Source organism: Absiella sp. AM29-15 (genome assembly GCF_003434225.1).
Lineage (GTDB): Bacteria > Bacillota_I > Bacilli_A > Erysipelotrichales > Erysipelotrichaceae > Hoskinsella > Hoskinsella hominis.
The window spans coordinates 14,176-29,441 of sequence record NZ_QVFL01000001.1 but is presented as its reverse complement, the minus strand read 5'-3'; the positions used below and the strand labels follow the sequence as shown (position 1 = coordinate 29,441).

The 15,266-nt window shown below is 34.0% G+C and carries 15 protein-coding genes; 13 read left to right on the top strand and 2 right to left on the bottom strand.

What is annotated here, in order from left to right; all coding sequences use genetic code 11:
* Nucleotides 1–42 precede the first annotated feature (42 nt).
* Nucleotides 43–759: a suppressor of fused domain protein gene (locus tag DW761_RS00135; RefSeq protein ID WP_233512985.1), complete on the bottom strand. Its 717-nt coding sequence runs from the start codon at nucleotides 757–759 to the stop codon at nucleotides 43–45.
* 159 nt (nucleotides 760–918) lie between these two features.
* On the opposite strand from DW761_RS00135, the gene DW761_RS00130 reads away from it, so the two are divergent.
* From DW761_RS00130 to DW761_RS00070, 13 genes are all read left to right on the top strand, one after another.
* The gene (locus tag DW761_RS00130) at nucleotides 919–1,791 is read left to right on the top strand and encodes an AraC family transcriptional regulator (RefSeq protein WP_117516060.1); all 873 of its coding nucleotides are present in this window, start codon (nucleotides 919–921) and stop codon (nucleotides 1,789–1,791) included.
* Nucleotides 1,792–1,796: 5 nt separating this feature from the next.
* Nucleotides 1,797–2,342, top strand: coding sequence for a nitroreductase family protein (locus tag DW761_RS00125; RefSeq protein WP_117516289.1), 546 nt, complete (start codon nucleotides 1,797–1,799; stop codon nucleotides 2,340–2,342).
* A 212-nt stretch (nucleotides 2,343–2,554) separates the two neighbouring features.
* Nucleotides 2,555–3,874: a PTS sugar transporter subunit IIC gene (locus tag DW761_RS00120; RefSeq protein WP_117451476.1), complete on the top strand. Its 1,320-nt coding sequence runs from the start codon at nucleotides 2,555–2,557 to the stop codon at nucleotides 3,872–3,874.
* 71 nt (nucleotides 3,875–3,945) lie between these two features.
* A complete protein-coding gene (locus DW761_RS00115) occupies nucleotides 3,946–4,956 on the top strand; it encodes a LacI family DNA-binding transcriptional regulator (RefSeq protein WP_117451478.1) in 1,011 nt (336 codons plus the stop codon).
* 15 nt (nucleotides 4,957–4,971) lie between these two features.
* Nucleotides 4,972–6,432, top strand: coding sequence for a sulfatase (locus DW761_RS00110; protein ID WP_117516059.1), 1,461 nt, complete (start codon nucleotides 4,972–4,974; stop codon nucleotides 6,430–6,432).
* 222 nt (nucleotides 6,433–6,654) lie between these two features.
* A complete protein-coding gene (locus DW761_RS00105) occupies nucleotides 6,655–8,004 on the top strand; it encodes an AAA family ATPase (RefSeq protein WP_158553715.1) in 1,350 nt (449 codons plus the stop codon).
* A gap of 38 nt (nucleotides 8,005–8,042) precedes the next feature.
* Nucleotides 8,043–8,687, top strand: a complete 645-nt coding sequence (locus DW761_RS00100; RefSeq protein ID WP_243205918.1) for an L-threonylcarbamoyladenylate synthase — start codon at nucleotides 8,043–8,045, stop codon at nucleotides 8,685–8,687.
* A 184-nt stretch (nucleotides 8,688–8,871) separates the two neighbouring features.
* Entirely contained in the window at nucleotides 8,872–10,059 is a 1,188-nt protein-coding gene (locus DW761_RS00095) for an AfsR/SARP family transcriptional regulator (RefSeq protein WP_117451485.1), read from the top strand.
* Between the two features lie 82 nt (nucleotides 10,060–10,141).
* Nucleotides 10,142–10,582 carry a ribose 5-phosphate isomerase B gene (rpiB, locus tag DW761_RS00090; RefSeq protein WP_117516057.1) on the top strand — a complete coding sequence of 147 codons (441 nt, stop codon included), beginning with the start codon at nucleotides 10,142–10,144 and terminating at the stop codon, nucleotides 10,580–10,582.
* The gene (locus DW761_RS00085; protein ID WP_117516056.1) at nucleotides 10,582–11,337 is read left to right on the top strand and encodes a DUF5131 family protein; all 756 of its coding nucleotides are present in this window, start codon (nucleotides 10,582–10,584) and stop codon (nucleotides 11,335–11,337) included. The genes rpiB and DW761_RS00085 overlap by 1 nt, the downstream gene beginning before the upstream one ends.
* Nucleotides 11,330–11,713: a transporter gene (locus DW761_RS00080; protein ID WP_117516055.1), complete on the top strand. Its 384-nt coding sequence runs from the start codon at nucleotides 11,330–11,332 to the stop codon at nucleotides 11,711–11,713. The genes DW761_RS00085 and DW761_RS00080 overlap by 8 nt, the downstream gene beginning before the upstream one ends.
* On the top strand, nucleotides 11,710–12,939 hold the full coding sequence (gene glyA, locus DW761_RS00075; protein ID WP_117516054.1) for a serine hydroxymethyltransferase: 1,230 nt from the start codon (nucleotides 11,710–11,712) through the stop codon (nucleotides 12,937–12,939). Before DW761_RS00080 ends, glyA begins: the two co-directional genes overlap by 4 nt.
* A 121-nt stretch (nucleotides 12,940–13,060) precedes the next feature.
* Nucleotides 13,061–14,419: an MATE family efflux transporter gene (locus DW761_RS00070; protein ID WP_117570486.1), complete on the top strand. Its 1,359-nt coding sequence runs from the start codon at nucleotides 13,061–13,063 to the stop codon at nucleotides 14,417–14,419.
* 53 nt (nucleotides 14,420–14,472) lie between these two features.
* On the opposite strand, the gene DW761_RS00065 is transcribed toward DW761_RS00070, so the two are convergent.
* Nucleotides 14,473–14,967 carry a hypothetical protein gene (locus DW761_RS00065; RefSeq protein WP_117516052.1) on the bottom strand — a complete coding sequence of 165 codons (495 nt, stop codon included), beginning with the start codon at nucleotides 14,965–14,967 and terminating at the stop codon, nucleotides 14,473–14,475.
* Nucleotides 14,968–15,266: the final 299 nt, after the last annotated feature.

The following is a 15,266-nucleotide window of genomic DNA, read 5'->3' as shown; positions in this document are numbered from 1 at the left end:
AATATTAAATAAATAGTGATATATTATAAGAATCATGTATTATTAAAATACTATAGATTCTGTTCGATTCAAATCAGTTTCCAGATTAGGATATTTTTTACGTAATATCTCCACAAATTCTTTGATTCTTGGCACATTGTTGCTTAGCATTTCATATTCGGGCTGTGTGATCCCAACCAATTGAATGAAATCCGTTCTACCATAAACGGTATCTACGCCATGAGCCTCAGTATCTGCGATGGTAAGTAGTGCTGTAATGGCAGTATCGGTATGTAACTTAATAGGTTGTCCTTTATTTCCAATTAATTGATAAGGTTCAAAGAAACGATTGGTTGTGTATGTATATCGAGCCATATTAGATAGCACATCTAGTGCCCACATACAATCCTGAACATCTTCTACAGGCAGTTTCATTGTCATTTCATAACCCCAGCGATTCCATTCCTGACCATATTTATCCTTTTCAAAATAAAGATTTGTCATCCCATAAGTAACGATATGCTGATAACCATTGGCGGAAGTGTAAATAGAATATCCATCCAGATATTCATTACCACCAAACATTGCACGTGCTGTCATATTTGTGGCAAAATGCTTTGGCTGTTGATTTGGATACAGATGATCAAATACTTCATCAATCGCTTCCCATCCAGGTGCCCATTCTTCATCTTTTTCTGCTTTTTCAACAAATTCTTCATAAGACATCATATGATAAGTTCCTCTCTTTTCTATCCTTTTATTGGACCATATTTTCTTCATTTTATGATGTAAACAAAAGAAAGTCAAACAAGTTTTTTTATTTAAATATATAAATCATGAAAAGATAAAGGTACAATAAGATAGAAGCGACAAAAAGAAACAAAAAATTACAGGAAACAAATCATCCCAAGGATTAGAATGTAATCAGGAGGTAAGGATATGGAATGGACAGAAAGTTTAGCAACAGCATTGAAATATATAGAAGATCATATCTATGAAGATATCCATGCAGATGATCTTACAGATATCGTTTATATGTCATCCTTTTATTTTCAGAAGGGTTTTAAAATCATTACCGGTTATTCTATTGGAGAATATATCAGATGTAGAAGACTATATCTGGCCGCATTAGATATTATTGATGGTAATGATAAAGTAATTGATCTGGCATATAAATATCATTATGATACACCAGAAAGCTTCACAAAAGCATTTACCCGTTTTCATGGTATATCACCAATGCAATTGAAAAAAGATAATCGCAAACTGAAACCATTCCTGCCTCTAAGAATATCCATTACAATACAAGGAGGAAATGAAATGGACTACACGATAGAACACATGGAGGCAATGAAAGTGATTGGTTTTATCAAAGATATCAAGCAGGAAACAGCTTATCAAGATATCCCGCAAGCATGGAATGAATTAACGAAAATATATTGTGAACAATCAAATGAATTTACGGAACTAAAAAAGACATGTTTTGTCGGAGAATTTGGTATCTGTATCGATGATGGAAGTGTAAAAGATGGTTTTCAATATCTGATGGCAGGACAATATCATGGAGAAGAAGTACCACGAGGAATGATCGTTTATAATATACCAGAAGCAACTTATGTGAAGTTTCGTTGCAGTGGACCATTACCTGCTGCCTTACAATCTGTGAATACACAAATTTATAAAGAATGGCTGCCACAACATCCAGAATATGTATTTGATGGATGTATGAATCTAGAATGGTATTCTAAAGGTGATATGTCAGCAAGTGATTACCAAAGTGAAATCTGGATACCAGTGAAAAAGAGAGGATAATGCATATGGAATTTGATCAGGTAATACAAAATCGAAGAAGTATACGCAAGTTTCACCAACGAGCAGTGGAAACAGAGAAAATTACAGCGATATTAGACTGTGCAAGGTTATGCCAATCAGCGAAAAACCGTCAACCATGGAGGTTCATGGTACTTACAGAAGATAGAAAAAATCGTGTTGCGGATATTATGTTAAACCTTTTTGAACAAAATGATGTAGAACTACATGGCTATATGAATAGTTCTAGAAATTCCGCAAATATCATCAAGAATGCGCCAGTATTGATATTGGTATTTATCCCAAAAGATGAAGAATGGATACAAAGCGACTTGTTATCTGTAGGTGCAGCCATAGAACATATTTGTTTAAAGGCAGTGGATGAAGGTTTAGGTTCTGTATGGATTGCAGATACGGTTTATACAAGAGAAGAAATATGCGAAGAATTAGGGAGAACTGATGATTTACTGGTGTCTGGTATTGCGGTTGGATATGCGGATGAACAACCATCACCACGTCCTAGAAAAACGTTGGAGGAAATAATTTTGAAGTAAAAAATATGGGTGAAAAAGATTGTATTTTAGAACTTTATTTTCTATATATGCAGTCTTTTTTTTGCTGAATTTTAAAGAAAAGCAATCGTTAAAAAAAATAAAAAAATTGTAAACAAATATTGACAACGCTTACAACGATGTTATAATGATGATGTGAAACGTTTCAACAAAAGATTTAAGAGTAAATGAAGAAAAAGAAAAAGGAGAAAATTATGAACCACTTTGTAGAAAAATTTCAAGATAGGCTTCAAGAAATTTTGTTTCCAATTGCTACAAAACTAAACGCTGAACCACACTTATCTGCTTTAAAAGATGGTATGACAATTACGATTCCTTTAACGATTATCGGAGGATTTGCAATGTTATTGGCTGTACCACCTGTATCAGCTGGCTTACAACCAACTAATATCTTTAACCAATTCTTACTTGCATGGCAGTCATGGGCAGTTTCAAATAATGCAATTCTAATGGCGCCTTATAATTTAACTATTGGAGCTATATCTGTTTATGTTGTATTTGCTGTAGCCTATGCATTAGCAAAAGAATACAAAATGAATGGAATGTCCAGCGCATTGATTGCACTATTTGTATTCTGGTTAACAAGTGCTGCACCAATTACAGATGAAAAACTTGGATTAGTATCACAGATGAACAACCTGGGAGCTGTTGGTATGTTTTACGCAATCATTGTTGCCTTTGTAACTGTAGAAGTTATGCGTTTCTTTATGAAGAAAAACATTAAAATCAAAATGCCAGATTCTGTTCCACCTAATGTAACAGCTCCATTCGAAGCATTGATTCCTGCTGCAGTATTAACAATTGGAATGATTATACTAAATGCAATTTGTACATCTTTAAGTGGTAATAATCTTTGTGCATTAATTTTCACAGTTATCAAACCATTGATGTTTGCGTCATCTTCACTGCCTGCAGTAATTTTGTTAAGTATTTTATTAAGCTTATTCTGGTTCTTTGGTATCCACGGAAACAACATGATTGGTGGAGTATTAACACCAATCACAACTGCAAATATCGCATTAAATGCACAGTATTATATTACAGGACAGGGAACACCAACACCATTATCAGGTGCATTCCTTACAATTTTCGGTAATTGGATGTCTTATCCTGCTATGATGGTATGCTTCTTCCTAGTTGCAAAAAGTGCAACTTTGAAATCTATTCGCAAAGTAGCCTTGGTTCCAGATATTTTTAATATCAATGAACCACTAACCTTTGGTGTACCAATTGTAATGAATGTAACAGTAGCTTTACCAATTATGATAGCAAACGTAATCACATGTACGATTGGATATATCGCAATGAGTGCTGAGCTGGTAAACAGTATTCATATTGTGCTTCCATTTACAATACCTGGAGTATTTAATTTATTCTTATCTACAGGTGGAGATATACGTACTATCATCTTATGGGCAGTACTGTTTGCTTTAGATATCATTATTTTAATGCCATTTATTAAAATATATGATAAACAGCTTTTAGCTGATGAAAATAAGAAAGAAAATGAATAGTTAAAGATTATCTATTTGCTTATCATCATCCTATTATAGTAAAATAGTAATATGTGGTAGAAGGTGATGATATGGCAACAATCAAGGATATAGCAAGAGAATTAAATCTGGGAGTTTCGACTGTATCCATGGCTTTAAATGATAATTCAAGAATTTCGCAGCAAACAAAACAAATGGTTTTGGACAAAGCGAGAGAATTAGGATATGTAAAAAATGGGATTGCGGTAGATTTACAAAAGAAATGTACCAATATTATATTGTTTGTAGTAACAGATGCTTCACGTTCTTTTTTCTCAAAAACATTACATGCAATCCAAGAACGAGTAGCATCTTATGGTTATGATCTATTGATAGCGACAACACAAAGCTCTTCACGTACAGCGAAAAGGTTTATATCAGAGCATCGTGCAGATGGCGTTATCATTTATACCAATCAGATTGAAGATGAATTTATTCAGGCTTATGCAAGAGAAGATTTTCCTATGTATATTATGGGACATCATGTAGAAGGGGATTATATCTTTAGCGATGATATTCAAAGATATGCTTCAGATTATAGTGCAGCAGTAGAATATTTAATCGCAAAAGGGCATAAACGTATCGCCTTTGTCAAAGGCTCTATGAAAACTTTGGGAACACCAAGAAGATTATCTGGATACAAAAACACATTATTGAAATTTGGTATTCCATATCGTGAAGAACTTGTATTTGATGCTGGTAGCAATACCTTTGCTGGGGGATATGATGCAACAATGAATATCATAGATCAAATAGAAAATATTGATGCTATCTATTATTCTAATGACGATATTGCTTTGGGAGGCATGCGTGCGTTACAACATAGAAATATTCAAGTTCCCGATGATATATCGATTATAGGAAGCAATAATCTTCCTGAATCTTCTCTTGTAAGTCCTGCATTAACTACAGTTGATCTACAGGTGGAAAAGGGTGCATATTTTGCAGTTGACTGCTTAATGCATGCATTAAATAAAGAATATGATGAAATTCAAAAAGCAAAAGATCATCGTAAAAATGATATTGAACACGTTGTAGAAAGGGAAACTGTAAAGGAAAAATAAGAAGGAGAATAAACTATGAAGGCGATCATGGTCATGTTTGATACCCTGAGCAGAAGATTTTTAGAAAACTATGGAAATGACTGGGTGAAAACGCCAAATTTCAAACGGCTAGAGGAACATTGCTGTCGTTTTGATAATTTTTATGGAGGCAGTATGCCATGTATGCCTGCCAGAAGAGAATTGCATACAGGAAAATATAATTTTCTTCACAGAAGCTGGGGGCCATTAGAGCCATTTGATTTTTCTGTGATTGAAGAGTTAAAAAAAGCTGGAATTTATACACATTTATGTACAGATCATTCTCATTATTTCGAAGATGGAGGTGCAACCTATCATAATCGATACAATACTTGGGAAGGATTTCGTGGACAGGAAGGTGATCGCTGGATACCACAAGATGAAGGAATGCTTCCTTCTCAACGGAATGCTTTGTCAAAAAAGGGTATTTCAGTTCAGCAACATTATGCAAATATTACAAGACAACAAAAAGAAGAAGATATGTCCAGTGTAAAAACATTTCATGCTGGTCTAGATTTCATTAAAAAACATGCTGATAAAGATAACTGGTTTCTTCAAATAGAAAGTTTTGATCCACATGAACCATTTTATGTTCCACAAAGATATCGTGATTTATATGAGCTTGAAAATGCACCAGAATTCAACTGGCCAGCTTATGGTCCTATTGATGAACAGTTGCATGGGGAAAATTTAAAAGAAGTTAGAAAAGAATATGCCTCTTTAATCACAATGTGTGATCATTATCTAGGAAAAGTGCTGGATTTAATGGATCAATACGATTTATGGAAAGATACAATGTTTATTGTGAATACAGATCATGGATTTTTGCTGGGGGAACATGGCATGATGGGCAAAAATTTTGGCCCAATGTATGATGAAGTTATACATATACCTTTTTTTCTATATGATCCAAATCATCAAGGGCATAAAAGCTGTGAAGCTATAGCACAGACCATTGATGTGGCTCCTACTTTATTGGACTTTTTTAATATTGATTATAGTGTATGTGATGGTTCTTCATTAATCACATGTATGAGGAATAACCAAAATACTAGAGATGTTATATTATATGGTGTTCATGGAAGCTTTACATGCATGAGTGATGGATCTTATGTTTATATGAAAGCCAATATTGATTCAGAAAATCCATTGGTTGAGTGTACATTAATGCCAACCCAAATGAGAGGATTTATTCCTTGTGAAGCAATCAATAAGGCAGAATTAGTAAAAGGAGATGCTTATTCTAATGGGGTATCTTATTTGAAAATTCCAATAAAAACATTTTATGATGCTTCTATCTTTGGAGATCAATTGTTTAATATCAAAGAAGATGAATATCAAAAATATAATCTTGTGGGAAAAGTAGATACACAAATATATGATAATAAATTAAAAGAATTACTGAAACAGTATCAGGCGCCTGAAGAAGAATTTCAACGTTTGGGATTGTTGATTTAAAAATAGAAGCTGTTAATGATCTGATTTTTTGCAGAATGATACAGACGATAATTATAAAGTTTGTAGAGATACAGGAATGAAAACATTTTTGTATCTTTTTTATATTATATTTTTTACCAATAAATTCATTATAAAAATATATTTTGATACAAAATGTTACGAAATCGTAATTTGATTGGAAAGTTATACTCATGTGTTACAATGGACATGGAGGTGTTATATATGAATAATCTTGTAAGAATTGAACAAATTGAAATAAATGGCATTAAAAATATTCTTCATGGTGAAGTGGCTTTTCAGGAGTATAGTGAAATATTAAAAGGAAACTTTGATGATATTAGATCCACATTTCACCCTGTACTAGGCATATATGGACAAAATGGTTCTGGAAAAAGTGCCGTTTTAGAGACCACTAAAATTCTTAAAACAATCATGTCAGGGGAGTGCCTGCCAAAGAATATTGATCAGTATATCAATAATGAAAAGCATGAAACAAATATGCAGCTGGTGGAATATCATGTGAAAATAGAATTAGAAGATGGTAACTTTAATATAACATCAGAAAAGCTACTATCTAAATCATACGATAAAGATAAAAAGAAATGGAAACCACAAGTTACTTTAATTCAAACAGATTTTGGAGATATTACTTTAAAAAAATTAAAAAATAAAATATCCAAGGATCTATTAATAGAACTAAGGGTTGTGAAAGATATGCAAAAGGATGCTTCTTTTATTTTTTATGAAAGAAATAGGAATTCATTAATTTCTGAATTGAAAGATAAAAATGAAGATTATCTAATCAAAACAATTGAAGTATTAAATATCTTTGCACAAACTGGTTTAATCATTATTGAGAATGATGTGATGGGCAGTATCAATATGAATACATTTATGCCAATCAGTGTTTACCTGCCTGTAAAAGGTTCATTAAAGCTTGGAGAAATACCAGTAAATATCTTAGAACCTAACGAGATGCCATTAGCACTATTTCATGATATGGAAAAAATTATTCAGCAAATAGATCTAGTAATATCAGCGATTATTCCTTCCTTGAATATACAAATCATACACAAGAAAGAGCAGCTTTTAAAAGATGGTTCTATGGGCATGAATTTTGAAGTTGTTAGTGTTAGAAATGCAAAATTTATACCACTAAAATATGAATCAGAGGGGATAAAGAGAATAATTTCAGTAACAAGCTCCTTAATTGCTGCCTATAATAACAATTCAATATGTTTAATGATCGATGAATTTGATTCGGGCATTTATGAATACTTGTTAGGAGAATTGTTGGAAATCATGAATGAATCCGCAAAAGGTCAATTTGTATTTACTTCACATAATTTAAGACCATTAGAAAAATTATCATATAAATCAATTATATTTACAACAGTAAATCCAACTAACAGATTTATACGTTTAACAGGAGTAAAACCAAACAATAATATTCGTGATTATTATTATACAAATATTATGTTAGGTGGACAAAGTGAGCAATTGTATGAGGAAACAAAAAACTATGAAATAAAGAGGGCATTTAGAAAAGCTAAACATGAAACATTAAAATAAATAACATTTTCTTCCTATCAAAAACAGAATGTGGTAGAATGATGACGTTAAAAAAACGCAAGGAGGAACGCTTGATGAATACCATCCGTTTTGAAAAAGAAGATTTAGAAGCAGTTGTAGAACTGTTGAAAGAAGGAAACGTTGTCGCATTCCCTACAGATACAGTTTATGGATTAGGCGTCATTTATGAAAATGAAGAAGCATTAGAAGCTCTAAAAGAAGCCAAAGGCAGACCAGAAAATAAGCCAATTCCAACGATGGTGGCAAGTCTTGAACAAATAGAAACTATTGCAGAAGTAGATGATCGTGCAAGAAAGCTTGTGAATGCATTTATGCCAGGGGCATTTACTATCATTTTAAAAAAGAAAGATACATTACCGGATTACATTACAAACGGATTTGATACAGTAGGTATTCGTATGCCAGATGATCCATTTGTACTGGAAATGATTGAAAAATGTGAGAAGCCATTGTTAGTAACAAGTGCCAATTTATCCGGTGAAGAAACTGGTGTAAATGATGAACAGGTATTGTCACAACTGGATGGCAGAATCGATGCAATTGTGCTGGGTGAAGCTGGTGGAAAAGTCGCAAGTACGATTGTGGATATGAGCAAAGAGGAAATCAATATCATCAGAAGTGGACCAATTGATGAAGAAACCATTTTGAATACATTAAAATAGCGAAAAAAATTCATGGAAATTTGGAAAAAGGACCATGAATTTTGCTTTTTTGCGATATATTTAAGACAAATTTCTAATTTTTTAAGATTCGTTGACATCACACCAACATCCCATTAAAATTTAAAGTAGGAAAAAGTCTGCAAATTTGTGACAGTGATGTTCACGCAGAGAAAGAGGTTACATTATGAAATATGAAGATACTTTACAAATCGAGATGTTAGGTGAATTTTCTATCCGTAACGAATTCAATAAATTTCCACAGGAAACTAAAAAAAGCATGCAGGTCATCATGCTGATTGCCTATTTAATCGTTAATCGTACTACACTTACAAACAAGGCCAGATTAATGGAAATCCTTTGGCCAAACAATAGCGCAGATAATCCAGAAGGAGCATTGCGTAATCTGGTTTATCGTGCCCGTTTAGAACTAAAGAAATTCTTTCCTGGAGAAAATGTAGAATGTATCCTTTCAAAGAGTAATTCTTATATTTGGAACAGTGAATTAGAATGTGATCTTGACATTGTGAAATTTGAAAATCTGGCAGAAAAAATCAAAGAGGAAGAAGATATTGATAAGGCGTTAGAATTATGCCGTCAAATGCTTACTGAATATAAAGAAGAATTCATGTTTGAGTTCCCAAATGAAAACTGGATTGTATTACAGAGAACCTACTATAACAATCTAAAACTGGAATGCATCAGTAAAGTCGCAGAATGTTTAGGGGATTTAGGACGTTATGAGGATATCATCAATTTATGTGATTTATTAGATTATCAGGAATTTACTAATACCAAAGTACACGAATTAAAGCTGTTTGCTTATTATAAATTAGACATGATTGCGATGGCAATGTCATACTATCACAAAGTCATTGATCTTTATTACAGTCGTCTGGGTATTGAAGTCAGCGAACGTATGAAAGAAATCTACGCAATGATTCAAGAAACCAGCGCAAAAACACCAGTCAGTGTAGAAGAACTGGAAAGAGAAATGAATGAATCCACAAAAGATCAGGGAACATTCTATTGTGACTTTGACGTATTTAAAAACATATATCGTATCAATGTACGTGCTGCACAACGTTCTACACGTGCAAGATTCTTAGTGCTGATCACTGTAAAAGATGATAGTGGCAAGTTAAGTGAAAAACGTTTATTGAAGGAAAGCGATTTACTAAAAGATATTATCTATTCTATGTTGCGTAAAAACGATGTATTCTCTAAATGTAATCTAACACAGTACTCTGTGATTATCGCAACACCTAGAAAAGAAGGCTGCCAGAAAGCAATCAACCGTATTCTTGAAAAATATGAACAAATCAAGACAGAGGATTGTGTCAGTGTTAGCTATCAGATGAAACCAATACTTTAATATAAAACGAGCAGTTCTCTGTTCGTTTTTTCTTATCCTATGGTATAATGGTTCCATATAAACAATAGGAGGAAAAATACATATGAAAATAGCATTAGCTTGTGATCATGGAGCATTTGAATACAAGGAAATAGTAAAGGAAATGTTGACTAAAGAAGGACATATCGTTGAAGATTTCGGCTGCTATAGCACAGAAAGTGTAGATTATCCTGATTATGCAGGACCTGCGGCACAAAGTGTTGCGGATGGCAAGAACGATCGTGGTATCGTTATTTGTGGTACTGGTATTGGTGTAAGTATCACTGCCAATAAAATCAAAGGAATTCGTTGTGCGTTATGCAGCGACCCAGTAAGTGCAAAACTTACAAGAGAACACAACAATTCAAACGTTTTAGCAATGGGTCAAAGAATCATCGGTGTAGAATTAATGAAAGAAATCGTACGTGTATGGATGGGTACAGAATTCAGTCATGATGCTCGCCACCAAAGACGTATCGATAAAGTAATGGCTTTAGAAAAATAATGCCACAATGGAATCCATGGCACGGCTGCCATAAGTTCTCTGAAGGCTGTGAGCATTGTTATGTCTATCGTATGGATGAGCGACATGGTAAAGATGCCAGTGTTGTGACAAAACTGAAAACGATGTATCTGCCAATCGCAAAAAAACGGGATGGAAGCTATAAAATACCTTCAGGTGAAGTGCTGTATACGTGCTTTACCAGTGACTTCTTTGTCGAAGAAGCAGATGAATGGCGAAAAGAAGCCTGGGCGATCATAAAAGAAAGAAGTGATTTACATTTCTTTATGATAACCAAACGAATTCACCGCTTTATGGAATGTATACCTGAAGATTGGGGCGATGGTTATGAGAATGTCACGATTTGTTGTACCATGGAAAATCAGAAACAGGCAGATATCCGCTTGCCAATCTATCTCAAGATGCCAATCAGACATAAACAATTGATTTGTGAACCGTTGTTAAGTGATATTGATTTTCATGGCATGCTAGATGAAAGTATAAAACAGATTACAGCAGGTGGAGAAAGCGGTAATGAAGCACGTGCATGTGATTATGCATGGATTTTACATATCCGTGAACAATGTATAGAAAAAGGAATATCATTTTACTTTAAACAGACAGGAGCCAGATTTATCAAAAATGGCAGATTGTATCGCATACAACGAAAATATCAGCATCAACAGGCGAGAAAAGCATGTATTAATGTAGATGCACAGATTCCCCGTGATTTTATAAAGGAGAACAAGTATGAGTAATGAATGGATGGTAAAAATCGTAAAATATATGGAAATCGCAATTGCGGTAATATCCATGATTGCCATTGGCGTATCTACCGTGATATGCGTATGTCATGCGCTAGGCGCATTTGTGGAGGGTTCTTTCCAGCTAAATGAATTTATGGAAAATATTCTGACACTGGTTGTTGGTATTGAATTTGTGCGAATGTTGATTTTACATACACCACAAAGTGTGATTGAAGTGCTGCTATATGCAGTCGCAAGACAGATTGTCATCACGCATGACAGTTCTTTAGATAACTTGATTGGTGTAACGGCAATAGCCGTAATCTTTATGATCCAAAAATATTTATTAAGTGATAAAAAACAAAATAACGATGGAGGTGCAGTATGAAAGATCAAATGATTGAAGCAGCAATAGAAAAAGAAGCAAAAAGGCAGTTGTATAATATTGAATTGATTGCATCAGAAAACTATGTATCAAAAGATGTATTACAGGCAGCTGGAAGTATTCTTACGAATAAATATGCAGAAGGTTATCCTGGAAAACGCTATTACGGTGGATGCGTCAATGTCGATGAAGTGGAAGATATCGCAAGAGCACGTGCGAAGGAATTGTTCCATGCGGAACATGTCAATGTACAGCCACACTCTGGTTCTCAGGCAAACATGGGTGTGTATATGGCAATCCTTGAACCAGGTGATACGGTTTTAGGTATGAACCTGACAGCAGGTGGTCATTTAACACATGGGCACCCATTAAACTTCTCAGGTACATTATATAATTTTGTGGATTATGGCGTTCGTGAAGATGATGAAACAATTGATTATGAAGATGTGCGACGCGTTGCTTTAGAAAACAAGCCAAAGCTGATTGTTGCTGGTGCCAGTGCCTATCCAAGAATTATTGATTTTGCGAAATTCAGAGAAATCGCAGATGAAGTAGGCGCATATTTTATGGTAGATATGGCACATATTGCTGGTTTGGTTGCAGCTGGTTTACATCCAAGTCCTGTACCTTATGCAGATTTTGTGACAACAACAACGCATAAAACATTAAGAGGCCCACGAGGCGGTATGATATTATGTAAAGAAAAATACGCAGCATTGCTAGATAAAAAAGTATTCCCAGGTATGCAAGGGGGTCCTTTGATGCATATTATTGCCGCAAAAGCAGTTTGTTTCTATGAAGCATTACAGCCAGAATTTAAAGACTATGCTGCACAAATCATTAAAAACTGTAAAGTATTAAGCGATACATTAAAGGCAGAAGGTTTTAGCATTGTAAGTGGTGGTACAGATAATCATTTGATTTTAGTTGATGTGAAAAAATCTATTGGTATGAGTGGAAAACAGGCAGAAAAATTATTAGATGAAGCTTGTATCACATGCAATAAAAACACCATCCCATTTGAAACAGAAAAACCATTTGTGACAAGCGGTATTCGATTAGGAACAGCTGCAATGACAACAAGAGGTTTTAAAGAAGAAGAGTTTAAACAGGTTGGTTTATGGATTTCTGAAGTATTAAAACACGCTGATGATGAGGCTGTAATTCAGAAGGTACGTAAAGAAGTTTGTGCATTAACGGAACAATTTCCACTACCAAATGATAAATAAAGGGTTCGGATAAGGCGAATATAACGCTTTATCCTTTTCTTTTGCAAAAAAATGTAAAAATTAAATTAACATCTTTATAAGAACTTGCTATAATAGGAAAGCAAAAAAAAAAAGAAAAGGGATGAAAAGATTGAAAAGAAGTTATGAGATGGACATGTGTCATGGTCCATTGTTTTCCAAGATTATTATGTTTGCGATACCTTTGATACTATCAGGTGTATTGCAGCTGCTGTTTAATGCAGCAGATATTGTTGTGGTTGGGCGTTTTACTGGGAGTCATGCATTGGCTGCGGTTGGTTCTACCAGCTCTTTGATTAACCTGCTGGTGAATTTATTCATTGGAGTTTCCGTAGGAGCCAATGTCTTATTGGGAAAATTCTGCGGTGCTCAGGATTATAAAAACGCATCAGAAACTGTTCATACAGCTATCTATATCGCTATTTGGGGTGGTGTCATCATGATTTTTGCTGGATTAATACTGGCAAGACCACTATTAGAACTCATGGGAACACCAATGGATGTTATTGATTTATCTGTATTATATATGCGCATTTACTTTATTGGAATGCCTGCTTTTATGATATATAACTTTGGTGCTGCCATACTTCGTGCTGTTGGGGATACAAAACGACCATTATATTTCTTAACAGTTGCCGGTGTCGTCAATGTATTGTTTAACCTGTTATTTGTAATTGTATTCAAAATGGGAGTTGCTGGTGTTGCTTTGGCAACGATTATATCAGAAACCATTAGTGCTGGATTAATTATATTAAGTCTGATGCAGTCAGATGGTATCCTGCGACTTCATTTAAAGGAAATGAAGTTTCATAAAGATAAGGTAGTCGGTATGCTAAAAATTGGTTTGCCTGCAGGTCTACAAGGTATGATTTTCAATATTTCAAATATATTGATACAATCATCTGTTAATTCCTTTGGTTCTGTCGTGATGGCTGGAAATACAGCTGCCAGTAATATAGAGGGATTTGTTTATACATCCATGAATGCAATTTATCAGACTTCATTAAGCTTTACATCACAGAATATGGGCGCAAAACAATATCATCGCATTGATAAGATCTTACTACAATGTCTGGGTGTTGTGACAGCCGTTGGACTTGTATTAGGCGTAGGTGCATTCCTTTGTGGACATACATTATTAGGTATTTATTCCTCCAGTGAGGATGTTATTACGCATGGGATATCGCGTTTAAGTGTTGTGAGTGCCTCATATTTCTTATGCGGTATTATGGATGTCATGGTAGGCAGTTTAAGGGGGATGGGGTATTCCATCATGCCAATGTTGGTATCTTTAACAGGTGCATGTTTATTCCGTGTGATTTGGATATTCACGATTTTCCAGATGGAACATACATTATTCTCATTATATATATCTTATCCAATATCATGGATATTAACTTTTAGTGCGCATGTGATATGTTACTTGGTAGTAAGAAGAAAAGCGCTTTTGAAAGCAGCATAGATTTTATAAAAGGATAGCAGTGTCAGTCTAAGTGATTGATTGCTATCCTTTTCTTATGCTTGATCAAATAAGGCTTTTACTTCTTCAAGCTCAGCCTGATGTTTTTCTTCATCATAACCATCTAAATTCATTGCTTCTTTCACGCAATTTGGTGGAAAAGCTTTTCTTATACTGCTTTCATACTCGCTACCATCTTTTGGAAACCAGATGTCTTTTAGTTTCCATTTGTTGTTTTCTTTTGTATACGTCAAAATAGTAGGCGACTGGAAGCCTTCATAAGCATTTAAATCTTTGGTATATGAACTAGCATAAGCACGCAAATAAATTTTTAAATGTTTCAGTGTTTCTTCTTTGCGCAATACTTTATGACATTCCACTACTACTAATTCCACATCATCATGTTTCATATAATCAACCAACGTATCATGAATTAAGTTTTCTTGCGCATCGCTTAATTTAGGCATTATAGGTCCATTAAAAATATCCATGGTGGTAAATATATATCCTAAACCTAAACATGATAATAAGAAGAAAATACGATTTTTCATAAATTATCCCTCATTCCTTATACATTTATAGTGTAACAAAAATGACGTGTGACAAGTCTTACGAAGGACTTAAATTTATGTATAAATTTATGAATATTTCATAATTTATGTTTTAGAAGTTTATCAAAAATTGATAAGCTTTTCTAAAAATTCAGAAAGTTTAATAAAAATTGATAAACTTTTTGACAAATATCAAAATACAGTTATGAATTTAATCATATTATTCAATCGCATTTAAAATCAAAGTGAACCAATCTTTTTCTTATCCAATAGTTTTAAAAAAGATTTTTTAAGGTCTT

Coding starts and splice junctions, on each gene's coding strand:
- DW761_RS00135 (WP_233512985.1), bottom strand. CDS start 759: ATGAAGAAAATATGGTCCAATAAAAGGATAGAAAAGAGAGGAACTTAT.
- DW761_RS00130 (WP_117516060.1), top strand. CDS start 919: ATGGAATGGACAGAAAGTTTAGCAACAGCATTGAAATATATAGAAGAT.
- DW761_RS00125 (WP_117516289.1), top strand. CDS start 1,797: ATGGAATTTGATCAGGTAATACAAAATCGAAGAAGTATACGCAAGTTT.
- DW761_RS00120 (WP_117451476.1), top strand. CDS start 2,555: ATGAACCACTTTGTAGAAAAATTTCAAGATAGGCTTCAAGAAATTTTG.
- DW761_RS00115 (WP_117451478.1), top strand. CDS start 3,946: ATGGCAACAATCAAGGATATAGCAAGAGAATTAAATCTGGGAGTTTCG.
- DW761_RS00110 (WP_117516059.1), top strand. CDS start 4,972: ATGAAGGCGATCATGGTCATGTTTGATACCCTGAGCAGAAGATTTTTA.
- DW761_RS00105 (WP_158553715.1), top strand. CDS start 6,655: ATGAATAATCTTGTAAGAATTGAACAAATTGAAATAAATGGCATTAAA.
- DW761_RS00100 (WP_243205918.1), top strand. CDS start 8,043: ATGATGACGTTAAAAAAACGCAAGGAGGAACGCTTGATGAATACCATC.
- DW761_RS00095 (WP_117451485.1), top strand. CDS start 8,872: ATGAAATATGAAGATACTTTACAAATCGAGATGTTAGGTGAATTTTCT.
- rpiB (WP_117516057.1), top strand. CDS start 10,142: ATGAAAATAGCATTAGCTTGTGATCATGGAGCATTTGAATACAAGGAA.
- DW761_RS00085 (WP_117516056.1), top strand. CDS start 10,582: ATGCCACAATGGAATCCATGGCACGGCTGCCATAAGTTCTCTGAAGGC.
- DW761_RS00080 (WP_117516055.1), top strand. CDS start 11,330: ATGAGTAATGAATGGATGGTAAAAATCGTAAAATATATGGAAATCGCA.
- glyA (WP_117516054.1), top strand. CDS start 11,710: ATGAAAGATCAAATGATTGAAGCAGCAATAGAAAAAGAAGCAAAAAGG.
- DW761_RS00070 (WP_117570486.1), top strand. CDS start 13,061: ATGAAAAGATTGAAAAGAAGTTATGAGATGGACATGTGTCATGGTCCA.
- DW761_RS00065 (WP_117516052.1), bottom strand. CDS start 14,967: ATGAAAAATCGTATTTTCTTCTTATTATCATGTTTAGGTTTAGGATAT.